Below are 12,904 nucleotides of genomic sequence, written 5' to 3'. Positions count from 1 at the left end.
GGCTCCTGGGACGCGCGAGGCTCGCGCTGGGACCGCTCGGCGACCACACCCGGCGAGAACGGGTTCGGCCGGCCGTCGCGCCTCGGAGCGGCCCGGCGCGGCCGCGGGAGAGGCCTCCTCGCGCCTTTGCGTCGCCGAAGCGCGATCCGCGCGGAAACGCGTCAAGCTCCCATGCGGGATGACCCGGACGATAGTTACGATGCGTGAACACCGGTGCCCGCCCGCATCCGCCGCCGGCCCCGCGTATTCACCCTGGGGACACGTCGTGAGCCGGGCCACGCACGGCCGCGTCGGATGCGCGGCACCGCCTCGCGTGCGACGTCCGCCGAACGGCCGCGCCCGCCAGCGCGGCACCGCCCGCTCACCTGCCGCGCCCCTCTCTGCCAAACACCGCCCGCTCGCGCGGAACCGCTGCTACGCTCGAGCGGGCCCGGGCTAACCCTCGCACTCGGGTCGTGTTCACCGTCGCGGTCGAGGTCCACTCCACGGTCGCGGTCGGGGTCGAGGTCGACTCCACGATCGCGGTCGCGGTCGCGGCCGCCTCCCTCTCCCCGACCCCTACGCCACCGCCCCCGCCGCCTCCGCGACGCGCAGGATCTCCCCTGCCATCTCGGCCAGGGGGACCACCTTCTCGACGCCGCCGAGATCGGCGGCCACCTTGGGCATGCCGTAGACGACGCAGCTCGCCTCGTCCTGGCCGAGCGTGCGCGCGCCGGCCTGGCGCATCTCCAGCAGGCCCTGCGCGCCGTCGCCGCCCATGCCGGTGAGGATCACCCCCACGGCGTTGCGGCCGGCCACCTGCGCCACCGAGCGGAACATGACGTCCACCGACGGGCGGTGGCGGTTGACGCGCGGGCCGTCGCGCACCTGCACGTAGTAGCGGGCGCCGGAGCGGCGCAGCAGCATGTGCTTGTTGCCGGGGGCGATGAGCACCACGCCGGGGACGACCGAGTCGCCGTCGGCGGCCTCGCGCACCTCGACCCGGGCGATCTGGTTCAGCCGGTCCGCGAAGTAGCGGGTGAACATCTCCGGCATGTGCTGCGTGATGAGGGTGCCGGGCGCGTTCGGGGGGAAGGCGCGCAGGATCTGCTCGAGCGCCACCGTCCCTCCGGTCGAGGCGCCGACGGCCAGGATCTGGTGCGTGGTGCGGGTCAGCGCCGGGACGGGGCGCGGCGCCACCGCCGCGCCGCCCGCGGCCGGCGCGGCCGCGCGGCGCTTCAGGTCGACGTGGGCGGCGGCCTTCACCTTCTCCACTAGCTGGGCCGCCATGTCCCCCACCGTGAAGGACGCCCCCGGCTTGCACATCACGTCCACCGCGCCGGCCGCCAGCGCCTCCAGCGCCAGCTCGCCGCCGGCCGGGGTCAAGGACGACACCACCACCACCGGCAGCGGGTAGTAGTGCATGAGCTTGCGCAGGAAGGTGATGCCGTCCATCCGCGGCATCTCGAGGTCCAGCGTGAGGACGTCGGGCTTCTTCTGGACGATGAGGTCGCGCGCGACGTACGGGTCGGGCGCGCTGCCCACCACCTCCAGCTCCGGGTCCTTCGCGAGCTCGCGGCTGAAGATCTGCCGGACGACGGCCGAGTCGTCGACGACCAGCACGCGGGACTTCATGCGGCGCCGCCGGGCAGGCGCGCGGAGAGGTCGATGCGCCGGCCCTCCTCCTCCACCAGCGTGGCGACGGCGTCCGCGTGCGCCAGCTCGCCCTCGTGCTGCGCGGGCGCGACGCGCTCGACGCGCGGCAGCCCGAGCAGGCACTTCGCCTCGGGGCCGAAGAGCTCCACCAGGAGCGCGCCGGCCACCATGTTGAGGAGCTCGCCCACGGCGTCCTCGTCGTCGCCGGTGGTGGCCGCGCCGCCCTCGTCCTCGCCCAGCAGGTTCGCGGCGAGCGTGGCGCATAGATCCAGCGGGGCGGCCAGCACCAGCTCGCCCTCGTGGTCACCCATGAACGACAGCCGCGCCTGCAGCACCGCGCCGGCCAGCGGGGGCGGCTCCTCGCTGCGCTCGGCGAAGAGGAACGCCGCCTCCTCCAGCACCTGCGAGAGCGTCCGCGCCAGGATCTCGGCCACGTCAGCGGCCATGGGGCCCCTCCCCTGCCTGGAGCAGCTCCTCCACCACGGCGCGGAACTGCTCGGGGCGGAACGGCTTCTTGACGTACGCCCGCGCGCCGCACTTGTGCATCTCCTCCACCCGCGCCGGGCTGCGCTCGGACGAGACGATGACCACCGGCGTCGAGGCGAGCGCGGCGTCGCCCTTCATCTGCCGGATCAGCTCGGGGCCGGTCATGACCGGCATGTTGATGTCCGCGAAGACCACGTCGATCCAGTTCTTGCGCAGGATCGCGAGCGCCTCCTCGCCGTTGGCGGCTTCGTGCACCTGCCCGATGGGCAGGCCCGCCATGGCGATCGCCTTCTTGACCATCGTCCGCACGATGGCCGAGTCGTCGGCGACGAGGATGGTGTAGCTCATGGAGTGCCTCCAGGCTGCCTCAGGAACAGGGCCGCCAGCTCGTGAATGTCGTCCAGAGTACCCCCTGCGGTGGCCTCCAGGTCGCGCGCGCGCACCCCCAGGCGCGCCTCGACGCCGGCGTCGACGCTGCGGGCCAGCTCTCCGGCGTCCGCCCCCAGGCCCAGCGCGTGCGCCAGCGCGTCGGCGGCGTGCACCAGGTCGACGACGGGGCGGCAGGTGTCGTCGGGCGCGTCGCCCGGGGCGTGGTGCCAGCGCGCCGCGGCCGCGGCGGCGGGGGGCAGGCTCCAGGCCTCCGCCACCAGCCCACCCACCTCGCCGTGGTCGACCCCCAGCACCGCCCGCTCGGCCGAGACGAAGGGCAACCCGCCGCGGACGTGCGCCAGGATCTCGCCCGCCGCGTCGCCGACGAAGCTCCCGATGGCGAGCTTGCCCATGTCGTGCAGCAGGCCCGCGGTGAAGGTGAGCTCCGGGCAGGGCCGGCGCAGCTGCGCCGCGAGCCGCTCGGCCAGGGTGGCCACCGCCACGCTGTGCAGCCAGAAGGCGGAGGCCTCGACGTCGTACCCGGGCAGCCGCGCGGGGATGACGGGGGCGAGCGCCACCGCGGCCGCGAGGTCGGAGACGCGCTTCACCCCGAGCAGCGTGATGGCCTGCCGCACCGAGTCGGCGCGGCACCGCAGGCCGAAGTAGGCCGAGTTGGCGACCCGGAGGAGGTTCGCCGTCAGCGCCGGGTCGGGCCGCACCACCTGCTCGAAGTCGGCGGCCGCGCTGCGCTCGTCGCGCGCCAGCTCCCCCAGGCGCAGCGCGCTCGAGGCCAGCGCCGGCAGCGCCTTGACCTGCGAGAGGATCAGCGCCGGCGCGATCACAGCTCCACCTCCAGCCCCTGGGACGCCACCGTACACCGGCCCGTCCCGACGTGCAGGCGGGTGGTGCGGCTCTTCGCGCCGCCGACGTCCTCGGCGGCCACGATGACCCCGGTCTTCCAGAACATCTTGCGCAAGATGGTGTAGTTGCGCTTGCCGATGCTGAACAGCCCCTTGTCGTCGTAGAGCGCCCCGCCGCCCGCCACCTTCACCACCAGGTGCTCCTTCTTGCAGCCGAGGGCGTACAGGCTCTGGAACAGGAGCGGGATCCCGGTGTCGGCGAACATGGCCGGCCGCGCCTTCGCCTTCTCCGGGGAGGTCTCCGAGAGCGGCAGCATGTAGTGGATCATGCCGGCCGCCACCCGCACCGGGTCGTGCACCATCACCGCGATGCAGGAGCCGAGCGCGTAGGTCACGATCAGATCGTCGGGATCGGCGCTGACCTTGAGGTCCGAGATGTCGACGGTGAGCGTGCTCACGACGCGCGCTCCGTGGGACGGCGGAAGACGCTCGGGCGCTGCATCTTGAGCCGGGTGTCGATGCCCGACAGCGTCTCCGTGTGCCCGATGCAGAGCAGCCCGCCCGGCCGGAGCAGCTTCTCCACCGCCGAGATCAGGCGCTGCCGCGTCGGGTGGTCGAAGTAGATGAGCACGTTGCGGCAGAAGACCACGTCGAGCGGCCCGTTCATGGGGAACGGCGGCTCGGCCAGGTTGAGGCGCCGGTAGACGACGCGGGCCTTGAGCTCCGGGCCGGCCTCCCACAGCTCGCCGTCGGGATCGCGCGGGTCCGGGTGGCGCTTGAACCAGCGGCGGCGCAGCCCCTCCGGCACCGGCTCGAGCCGGGGAGTGCCGTAGCGCCCCTCGGTGGCCTGGCGCAGCGTGTCCACCGAGATGTCGGTGGCGAGGATCTTGAGGTCCGCCCCGGCGACGCCGTCGAGCCCCAGCGCCGTCATGGCCATGGAGTACGGCTCCTCCCCGGTGGAGCAGGCGGCGGACCAGAGCCGCAGCCGCCGCTGGCCGGCGAGGAGCAGCTCCGTCAGCTCCTCCCGCAGGAGGTCGAAGTGATCCGGCTCGCGGAAGAAGCTGGTGAAGTGGGTCGAGATGACGTCGAGGAAGCGCACCAGCTCCTCGCCGGAGCTGTCCTCCTCGAGGTAGCGCAGGTAGCCCTCGGCGTCGGGGATGGCCAGGGCGCGCAGCCGCTTCGCCACGCGGGCCGCGACCAGCGCCTCCTTGCCCGGCTTGATGCTGATGCCCGCCTTCTCGTAGGCGAGCGCGGCGAAGCGCTGGAAGAGCTGCGGCTCCATGGGTGAGACCCTCGTGTCCAGCGGACTCCGACCCCTCATCGGCCTCCGCTCTGGCGACCCAGGGGAGCACGGTGCGTGCCACCGGGAGTGCGTCCAGACCGGCGGTTTCAGGCCCTCCGGAGGTGGGTGGCGGGCGACCGGCGGTCGCCGTCCCGGGTCGAGGGCGCCCCGCCGCGCGCCCCGCGCTCGCGGCCCCTCCGGCCCGGGCTAGAAGTCCTCGAAGGTCGGATCCCCGTCGAGCGGGATGAGCTCCTCCGGCTTGAGCGGGATCCCGTTCGCGCCGCCGTGGGCGCCGTTCCTGGCCGGCTTGGCCGCGGGGCTGGCTGCGGCGGCAGGCTTCGCGGCGGCGGGCTTCGCGGCGGCGGCGGAGGGCCTGGCGGCGGGCTTGGCGGCGAACCGCGGCTTCGCGGCCGCGGCCGGCTTCGGCGCGGCCGGCTTCGCCGCGGCGGGCCTGGGGAGCGGCTTCGCGCTCGCTGGCCTCGCGCCGGGCGCGGCGAGGAGCGCCTTCCGCGGCTCGAGCCCGGCCGCCGGCTTCGGCGCGCGGGGCGCGGCCGCCGCCGGCGCGCTCGCCAGCTTGAAGCCGCCCACGAGCGACGTGAGCTCCTCGGCCTGGGCCGAGAGCTCGATCGCCGCCGAGGACGACTGCTCGGAGTTGGCCGCGTTCTGCTGCGTGATCTTGTTCATCTCCCCGACCGCCCGGGTGGCCTGCTCGACGCCGGTCGCCTGCTCGCGGGTGGCCGCGGCGATCTCGCCGACGATGTCGCTCACCTTCCCGACGATGCTCGTGATCTCGGAGAGCTTGCCCGCCACGAGCTTCGCCGTCTGGTCGCCCTCCCCGGTCTGCCGCACCGACTCGCGGATGAGCGCCTCGGTCTTGTTGGCCGCCTCCTTGGAGCGGAGCGCCAGCGAGCGCACCTCCTCCGCCACCACCGCGAACCCTCGCCCGGCGTCGCCGGCGCGCGCCGCCTCGACCGCGGCGTTGAGCGCGAGCAGGTTCGTCTGGAACGCGATCTCGTTGATGTCCTTGATGATCTGCGAGGTGCCCTCGGCGGAGGCGCGGATCGACTCCATGGCGCCGGCCATCTGCTGCATGGCGTCCGCGCCCTGCCCCGCGACGCCCTTGGCCGACTGCGCCAGCGCGCTCGCCTGCTGCGCGTTGTCGGCCGAGGACTTGACCATGCTCGCCATCGACTCGAGGGAGGCGGAGGACTCCTCCAGCGAGCTCGCCTGCTGCGCCGCGCCCGTCGCCACCGACTGGCTGGACGAGGCGATCTCCCCGGCGGCGGAGGAGACCTGCGCGGAGGACTGCGCCACGTGCGCCAGGGCGTCGTGCAGATCCTGGGCGGTCGCGTTGAGGGCGGCCTCCATGCGCGCGAAGTCGCCCTGGTACTGGCCCGAGAGGCGCGCGGTGAGGTCGCGCTGCGCCAGGCGCTCGAGCACGCTCGTCGCCTGCTTCACCGGCGCGGCCACGCTCTCCAGGATCCCGTGCACGCCGTGGATGAGCGCGCCGTTGTAGCCCGTGTACTTGCTGGTGTCGGCCCGGACGGCGAGGCGGCCCTGCTGCCCCGCCTCGAACAGCACCTTCAGGTCCGCGTTGCGCAGCTGCATGAGCTCGACGAAGCGGTTCATGCTGGCGACGGTGGCCCCGGGCACGCCCCGGTAGGCGCCCTCGACGCGCCCCGGGACCGTCCCCTGCTCGAACTGGGCGATGAAGCCCCGGACCAGCTCGCAGTAGCGCGCCGCGGCCGCGGCCGCCTGGTGGAGCTCGCGGAGCGCCGGCTCGAGGCCCGGCTGCGCCTCGGGCGGGGCCGCCCCCTCCGTCACCGCCAGCGCCACGGACGCGAGCGCCCGGGCGCGCGCCGCGCGCTCGGCGCGCTCGGCCGCGGCGAGCACGAGCCCGAGGGCCACCAGGCCGGCGGCCCCGGCGCCGCACACCCCCGCCGCGGCGCCGGGCCCCGCGAGGAGCGCGGTGGCGGCGGCGGCGGCGAGTGCGGCAGCGGAGGCCAGGGTGACGACGACAGTGCGCTCGGCCATGGTGCTCTCTCCAGGCGCTCGGGGCGGTGCCGCCCCCGAGGCCGTCCTTCGTTGAAAGGGATGCGTCGGCGCCGGCTCGCGGCCGCTACGCCGCCGCCGCGCTCGCCACCGCGGCGGCGTCCTCGCGGCCCAGCACCTTGCCGATGTCGAGCAGGAAGATGACGCGCTCGCCGGCCTTGCCCACCCCGAGGATGAACTGCGCCTCGACCGCCGCCTCGCCGAGCTGCGGCGGGGGCTCGATGGCGGCCGCCTCGATGGAGAGCACCTCGAGCACCTGGTCCACCAGGATGCCCATGGTGAGGTTGCGCGCGCCCACCTGGCACTGGACCACGATGATGACGGTCTGCTCCGTGGCCTGGCACGCGTCCATGGCGAACTTGAGGCGCAGGTCGATCACCGGGATGACCTTGCCCCGCAGGTTGATGACGCCGCGGATGAAGTCGGCGCTGCGCGGGACCCGGGTGATGTCCATGAGCCCGATGATCTCGCGCACCTTCAGGATCTCGAGGCCGTACACCTCCTCGGCCAGCTTGAAGGTCATGTACTTGCCGGCCAGCTGCACCCCGATGTCGGCGGCGGAGAGGCTCGGGGCGGCGGCGTTCTGGTTCGTGCTCTCGACGGTGCTCATGCTCGGGCCTCCTGGGCGGCTGGGAGCGCGGCGGGCAGGGCCTCGCCGCGCTCGTGAAAGAAGTCACGCGACCGGTGGAACAGGGTGGCGATCTCCTCGACGTTGAGGATGAGGCCGACGTGCCCGTCCGAGAGGATGGCGGCGCCGGAGAGGAAGCGCGTCTTGCCCATCCCCTCGCCCAGGCTCTTGATGACGACCTGCTGCTGCGTCACCACCTCGTCGACGAGCAAGCCGATGCGCCGGCCGAACCCCTCCACCACCACCACCAGCGCGTCGGTGGGATCGCTCTTCGCGCCCTCGAGCCGGAAGAGCTTGTCGAGGCGCGCCAGCGGCAGGATCTCGCCGCGGAGGTTGATCATCTCGTTCGTCTGCGCCAGCGAGACGAGCATCTTCCGGTCGGGCTGGATCGACTCGACGATCGAGAGGGTCGGGATGATGTAGCGCTCCTCGCCGCACGCGACGAGCATGCCGTCGATGATGGCGAGCGTGAGCGGCAGCACCAGCTTGAAGCTCGTCCCCTCCCCCTTCCTGGAGGTGATGACGACCCGGCCGCGCAGCGCGTCGATGTTGCGCTTCACCACGTCCATCCCCACGCCGCGGCCGGAGATCTCCGTGACCTGGGCGGCGGTGGAGAAGCCGGGCGCGAAGATGAGCCCGTTCACCTCCGCCTCGGTCATGCCGTCGGCCGAGTCGATGAGGCCCTTCTCCATCGCCTTCTTCACGATCCGGTCGCGGTCGAGGCCGCGGCCGTCGTCCGCGATCTCGATGACGACGCTGCCGCCCTCGTGGTAGGCGCTGAGCCGGATCTCGCCCACCGGCGGCTTGCCGGCGGCGGCGCGCGCGTCGGCCGACTCGAGCCCGTGATCCACCGCGTTGCGGATCATGTGGACCAGCGGATCGGCGATGTGCTCCACCATGCTGCGGTCCATCTCGGTGCCCTCGCCCGAGGTCACCAGCCGGACCTGCTTGCCGCTCTTGCGCGAGAGGTCGCGCACCAGGCGCGCCATCTTCTGGAACACGCCCGAGACCGGCACCATGCGCATGCGCATGCCGACGTCCTGCAGGTCGCGCGTGACCTTGGCGAGCTGCGCCAGGCAGTTGCGGACGCGCACCGAGGAGGTCTTCGCGATCTCGGGCGCGTTCACCACCATCGACTCGACCACCACCAGCTCGCCGATCATCTCCACCAGGCTGTCGACGCGCTCCAGGTCGACCTTGATGGTCTCCTTGAGCTTGACCGCCGCGGCCTCCTCGCGCGGTGCGGCCCGACCCTGCGCGCGCAGCGCGGCGGCCACCTGCGCCGGCTCGGCGGCGCCCTCCGCCACCAGCTCCTCGCCCAGCCGCCGGCCGGTGGAGGCCTGCTGCTCCGCGGCGTGCTCCACGGCCGCCGCCGGGACCTCGAGCGGCGGCCGCTGCAGCACCTGCCCCAGCGTGTCGCCCGGCACCGCCGCCGGCAGCTCCCGCTCCGGGCCGGTCTGCCCGTCGATGGCCGCCTGGATGTTCCCGCGCAGCTCGTCGAGGCCCGCGCGGGAGGGGAAGCCGGTCCCGGCCTCGACGGCCACCCGCACCTCCTCCAGCATCTCGCGCAGCGCGGAGGTCGCGTCGAAGACCAGGTCGACGACCGCCCCCTCCAGCGCCAGCGCCTTCTCGCGGCACCGGTTCAGCATCGTCTCGGTGACGTGCGCGAGCGCCACGACCTCGGACAGCTCGAGGAAGCCGGCCGTGCCCTTGATGGTGTGGAAGACGCGGAAGAGGCTGTTGACGGTGTCGTCGTTGACGCCGTCCCGCTCGACGTTCATCAGGATCTGGTCGACCCGGTTCAGCCCCTCGCCGCTCTCCGAGAGGAACTCGCCGAACAGGCTGACCGTCTCCGCGTCGCGCGCCACGGCGCTGATGCCCTCCGCGGCCGCGGTCGCGGTCGCGGTCGGGGTCGCAGTCGCGGTCGCGGCCGCGGTCGCGGTCGCGGTCGAGGTCGCAGTCGCAGTCGCAGTCGCGGTCGAGGTCGCGGTCGGGGTCGGGGTCGGGGTCGGGGTCGCGGTCGCGGTCGCCTGCCCGCCGGTCAGCGCCTCGGCGATCAGCTCCTTCGCCCGGGGCACCGGCAGCTGCATCTGCGCGTACGCGTCGATGGCCTTGACCATCCAGTCCTGGACGCGCAGCAGCCGGTCGGTCGCCTCGGCCGAGGCGCCGTGGCCCTCGAGGAAGTCCTCGGTGGCGTGGCAGACGTGCTCGAGATCCTCGAGCCCGAGCACGCCCGCCTCGCCCTTCAGCGTGTGCAGGCGGCGCTTGAAGGTCGCCAGCCGCTCGGGGTCGCCGCCCTCCATGCCCAGGATGGCCTCCTCGAGCTCCTCGAGCGAGCCGCGCTGGGCCGCCAGGAAGTCGCGGAGGGTCTTCTCGTCGCCCCACTCCGGCAGCACGAACGCGCCCGGCGCGGCGGCCGCGGCCGGCGCGGCGCTGGGCTGGGGCCCCCGCGCGACCTCCTCCTGCATCCGGGCGACGGCCTCGCTCGCCTCGTCGAGCGCGCCGGCCAGGGCGCGCACGTCGGCGCAGCGAGCGCGGATGCCCTCGGCCGCCGCGCCCGCGATCGCGGCCACGGCGTGCCCGGTGGCGGTGAGCTCGTCCAGCAGCGCGAGCAGCCGCGTGACCGCGGCCTCGTCGGAGGCATCGGCGGCCATCACGGCCGCCGCCAGCTCCTCCAGGATCTGGGCGGGGGGCCGGCCGCTCGAGGCATGGGGCGCGTCGGACATGGCGTTGGATCTCCTCGCCGCGGCGAATGCGGGGTGCAGCACGAGCAGCGCGGCGGGCAGCTCGCCGACGCGCACCTCGGTCACGGCCACGCCCAGGCGTTCGGTCGGCTGGACGGGGCCGTGGAAGAAGGTGGGGAGGCCGAGCTCCAGCTGGAGCCCGGACCGCTCGCGGACGCGGCGCTGCACGCCGCCCGCGAGCATGTTGACGATCTCGCACACCGCGTCGGCCACGTCGGGCGCCGGCAGCGGATCCGCGGACGGCTCGACCGCGAGCAGGCCGCGCGCCAGCGCCTGGCAGCCCTCGCTGGTGGAGGCGAGTCCGACCTGGTAGGAGCCTCCGCTCGAGAGGAGCACCATGTAGGCGCCCTCCATCGAGCCTGGCGGCGCCACCCCGTGCCCGGTCACGGTGACCGGCGGCAGCCCGAGCGTGCCCTGCGCGAGCGCGTCGAGCTCCGACTCCAGGACCCGGAGCCAGTCGGTGGGCGCCAGATCGTTCATGAGATCACGGGCTGCAGCGCCGCCCGGACGGCGTCGGGCGTGAACGGCTTCGAGATGACGAAGGCCGCGCCGGCCTCCATGGCCTGGGCGCGCAGCGTCGGGTCGCTCTCCGAGGTGACGAGCCCGATCTTGACCTGGCGCCCCTCGGCGCGGACGGCCTTGATGAGCTCGAAGCCCGACATCTCGGGCATGTTCCAGTCGGTGAGGACGAGGTCGGGCTCGGCGCCGCGGATCGACGCCAGCGCCTCGACGCCGGTCCCGGCCTCCAGGTAGGTGGCTTCCGCCAGTCCGGCCGCCTTGACGGCGCGCATCACGATGCCGCGCATCGCCTTGCTGTCGTCCACGATCAGGATGTTCATTCAGCCTCCGCCGACCCCCTTCGTGCAGCGGGTGTGCCGCAGCGCGGGGGCCGGCCGCCGCCGCCGGTCCGGGGGCCGCGGGAGGCCTCCAGGCGCGGAACTGCGCGCGCGGAGAAGGCCGGCCCCGGCGCCGTGGCGGCGCGGGCGGCGGCGGGTCGATCCGGGCCCGGGGGTCCGGGCAGCCACCCCGCGGCGGCCCCGGGGCGCGGGTCGCGGGTGCGGGTGCCGTGGACCCCCGGGACGGCGGCGCGCCACCACCGCGGGCGGCCCGACGTGCGAAGCGACGGGCTTTCCGCGGGATCGCGGGTCGGGCTTGCGCCTTGCACGACCGCTGCGGGCGTCACGCGGGAGCCCACACGCACATGACCCCCCTTCCCCCTCCGGAAAAGATGGCCGCCCTGGTCTCGGGCGTCACCCAGACCATGCTCGGCTTCACCTTCGTGCCGGACGCGTCCAAGCACCACGAGCAGCTGACGTGGCGGACGGCGGTGCTCCCCATCGCCGGCGAGCGGCCGCTCACGGTGGGCCTCTCGAGCGACCAGCACGGCTGCTCGAAGCTGTCCGCGGCCATGTTCGCCTGCCCCACCGAGCAGGTGGATCAGAACATGATGAACGACGCGCTGTGCGAGCTCGTCAACATGACGGCCGGGCTCCTCAAGAGCGTCATGTCCCTCAACCAGGCGCTCGGCCTACCGAAGATCCTCGCGGGCCCCAGCGCGCCGGCGGTGCCGTCCGCCAGCCCGCAGGTGATCGTGCTCAAGGCCGACGCCCTCGGGCTCGCCCTCTGGATCTACGAGGGCGTCGCCTCGTCGTAGGAGGAGCTTCCATGCCGACCGTTCTCACCGTCGACGACAGCCGCGCCGTCCGCACCATCGTCTCGAAGCAGGTCAAGGACCTCGGCTTCGAGGTGGTCGAGGCGGAGGACGGCGTCCAGGGCCTCGCGAAGCTGGGCGAGTGCCAGTTCGACCTCGTCATCCTCGACGTGACGATGCCGAACATGGACGGCCCGACCATGCTGGGCAAGATGCGCGACGCGGGCAACCTCACCCCCGTCATCATGCTCACCTCGGAGTCGAAGCGGTCCATCATCGCCGGGGCCATGAAGTCGGGCATCACCGACTACATCCTGAAGCCCTTCAAGCCCGAGGAGCTGCGCAACAAGATCCTGAGCGTCCTCCAGGGCGGCGGCGGCGTGGAGGACGTGGTGGCGAGCGACCAGCCGGGCGGCGCGCCCGCGGCCGGCATCTCGCCCTCGGCCCCGGCCCCCCGCGAGGGCGCCGCCAAGCAGTTCTGCGACGTGATGGTGGTGGACGACATGGAGAACGTCCACAAGCGCCTGCGCGGCATGCTGCCGAACCACCTCGGCATGAACGGGTTCACGAGCGCGCAGTCGGCGCTGGCCAGCGCCCGCGAGAAGGTCTACCGGGTGGTGCTGGTCGACACCGAGATCCCCGACGTGAACAGCGCGGTGCTGGCGCAGCAGATCAAGGTGCTCCAGCCGCACGCCGCCTTCGTCGCCCTGGCGCTGCGCACCAACGCCCCCGAGCAGTCGAAGGAGCTGCGCGACCAGGGCTTCGGCGACGTGCTCTACAAGCCGTTCACGCAGGACCACGTGGACGACTTCCTGGTGCAGTACTTCGACAACCAGGAGTTCCTGACCAGCGAGGACAACCTGCTCAAGGTGGCGCCCTTCCTCGGAAAGCCCGAGCGCCTGGACCGCTACTTCGCCCGCCTGGCGCAGCTCTTCCCGGGCGTGCTCAACAAGGTCGCCTCCGCCTGCTACGAGGAGGTCGTCCTCGACCTGGCGCAGGTGCCGACGCAGGGCGACCGGCTCCCCAAGCTGCTCGTGTCGGTGGCCGGCCAGGCGAAGGAGGTCGGGATGACCATGACCGTGGTCGGCCCGGCCGAGATCAAGAAGGTGCTCGCCTCCTTCGAGGAGACCAGCGGGATGAAGTACTTCGCTTCCGTCCAGGAGGCCCGGGCGGCCGCCGCGGCCTGACGGGCGCGCC

General features: G+C 73.5%; 12 protein-coding genes. 2 read left to right on the top strand and 10 right to left on the bottom strand.

The window, feature by feature from the left end; genetic code table 11:
* Positions 1-558 precede the first annotated feature (558 nt).
* From HWY08_RS19915 to HWY08_RS19870, 10 genes are all read right to left on the bottom strand, one after another.
* Positions 559-1,614, bottom strand: coding sequence for a protein-glutamate methylesterase/protein-glutamine glutaminase (locus HWY08_RS19915; RefSeq protein ID WP_176068505.1), 1,056 nt, complete (start codon positions 1,612-1,614; stop codon positions 559-561).
* Positions 1,611-2,081, bottom strand: coding sequence for a chemotaxis protein CheX (locus tag HWY08_RS19910; RefSeq protein WP_176068503.1), 471 nt, complete (start codon positions 2,079-2,081; stop codon positions 1,611-1,613). Before HWY08_RS19910 ends, HWY08_RS19915 begins: the two co-directional genes overlap by 4 nt.
* A complete protein-coding gene (locus tag HWY08_RS19905; RefSeq protein WP_176068501.1) occupies positions 2,071-2,469 on the bottom strand; it encodes a response regulator in 399 nt (132 codons plus the stop codon). The genes HWY08_RS19910 and HWY08_RS19905 overlap by 11 nt, the downstream gene beginning before the upstream one ends.
* Positions 2,466-3,332: an HDOD domain-containing protein gene (locus HWY08_RS19900; RefSeq protein WP_176068499.1), complete on the bottom strand. Its 867-nt coding sequence runs from the start codon at positions 3,330-3,332 to the stop codon at positions 2,466-2,468. Before HWY08_RS19900 ends, HWY08_RS19905 begins: the two co-directional genes overlap by 4 nt.
* Positions 3,329-3,808 (bottom strand): chemotaxis protein CheD, encoded by a 480-nt coding sequence (locus tag HWY08_RS19895; RefSeq protein WP_176068497.1) that lies wholly within the window; start codon positions 3,806-3,808, stop codon positions 3,329-3,331. The genes HWY08_RS19900 and HWY08_RS19895 overlap by 4 nt, the downstream gene beginning before the upstream one ends.
* A complete protein-coding gene (locus HWY08_RS19890; RefSeq protein ID WP_176068496.1) occupies positions 3,805-4,632 on the bottom strand; it encodes a CheR family methyltransferase in 828 nt (275 codons plus the stop codon). Before HWY08_RS19890 ends, HWY08_RS19895 begins: the two co-directional genes overlap by 4 nt.
* 207 nt (positions 4,633-4,839) lie before the next feature.
* A complete protein-coding gene (locus HWY08_RS19885) occupies positions 4,840-6,666 on the bottom strand; it encodes a methyl-accepting chemotaxis protein (protein ID WP_209005196.1) in 1,827 nt (608 codons plus the stop codon).
* Between the two features lie 85 nt (positions 6,667-6,751).
* Positions 6,752-7,294, bottom strand: a complete 543-nt coding sequence (locus HWY08_RS19880) for a chemotaxis protein CheW (protein ID WP_176068494.1) — start codon at positions 7,292-7,294, stop codon at positions 6,752-6,754.
* On the bottom strand, positions 7,291-10,536 hold the full coding sequence (locus HWY08_RS19875; protein WP_176068493.1) for a chemotaxis protein CheW: 3,246 nt from the start codon (positions 10,534-10,536) through the stop codon (positions 7,291-7,293). Before HWY08_RS19875 ends, HWY08_RS19880 begins: the two co-directional genes overlap by 4 nt.
* Positions 10,533-10,895, bottom strand: coding sequence for a response regulator (locus HWY08_RS19870; protein ID WP_176068492.1), 363 nt, complete (start codon positions 10,893-10,895; stop codon positions 10,533-10,535). Before HWY08_RS19870 ends, HWY08_RS19875 begins: the two co-directional genes overlap by 4 nt.
* A 362-nt stretch (positions 10,896-11,257) precedes the next feature.
* Here HWY08_RS19870 and HWY08_RS19865 point away from each other — a divergent pair, with 362 nt between their 5' ends.
* Both HWY08_RS19865 and HWY08_RS19860 read left to right on the top strand, forming a co-directional pair.
* The gene (locus HWY08_RS19865; protein ID WP_235969719.1) at positions 11,258-11,710 is read left to right on the top strand and encodes a chemotaxis protein CheX; all 453 of its coding nucleotides are present in this window, start codon (positions 11,258-11,260) and stop codon (positions 11,708-11,710) included.
* Between the two features lie 11 nt (positions 11,711-11,721).
* Positions 11,722-12,894 carry a response regulator gene (locus HWY08_RS19860; RefSeq protein ID WP_176068491.1) on the top strand — a complete coding sequence of 391 codons (1,173 nt, stop codon included), beginning with the start codon at positions 11,722-11,724 and terminating at the stop codon, positions 12,892-12,894.
* Positions 12,895-12,904: the final 10 nt, after the last annotated feature.

It is taken from the genome of Anaeromyxobacter diazotrophicus, from assembly GCF_013340205.1.
Classification (GTDB): domain Bacteria; phylum Myxococcota; class Myxococcia; order Myxococcales; family Anaeromyxobacteraceae; genus Anaeromyxobacter_A; species Anaeromyxobacter_A diazotrophicus.
Note: the sequence above shows the minus strand (reverse complement) of the source record. Positions and strands in the feature narration are given on the sequence as shown.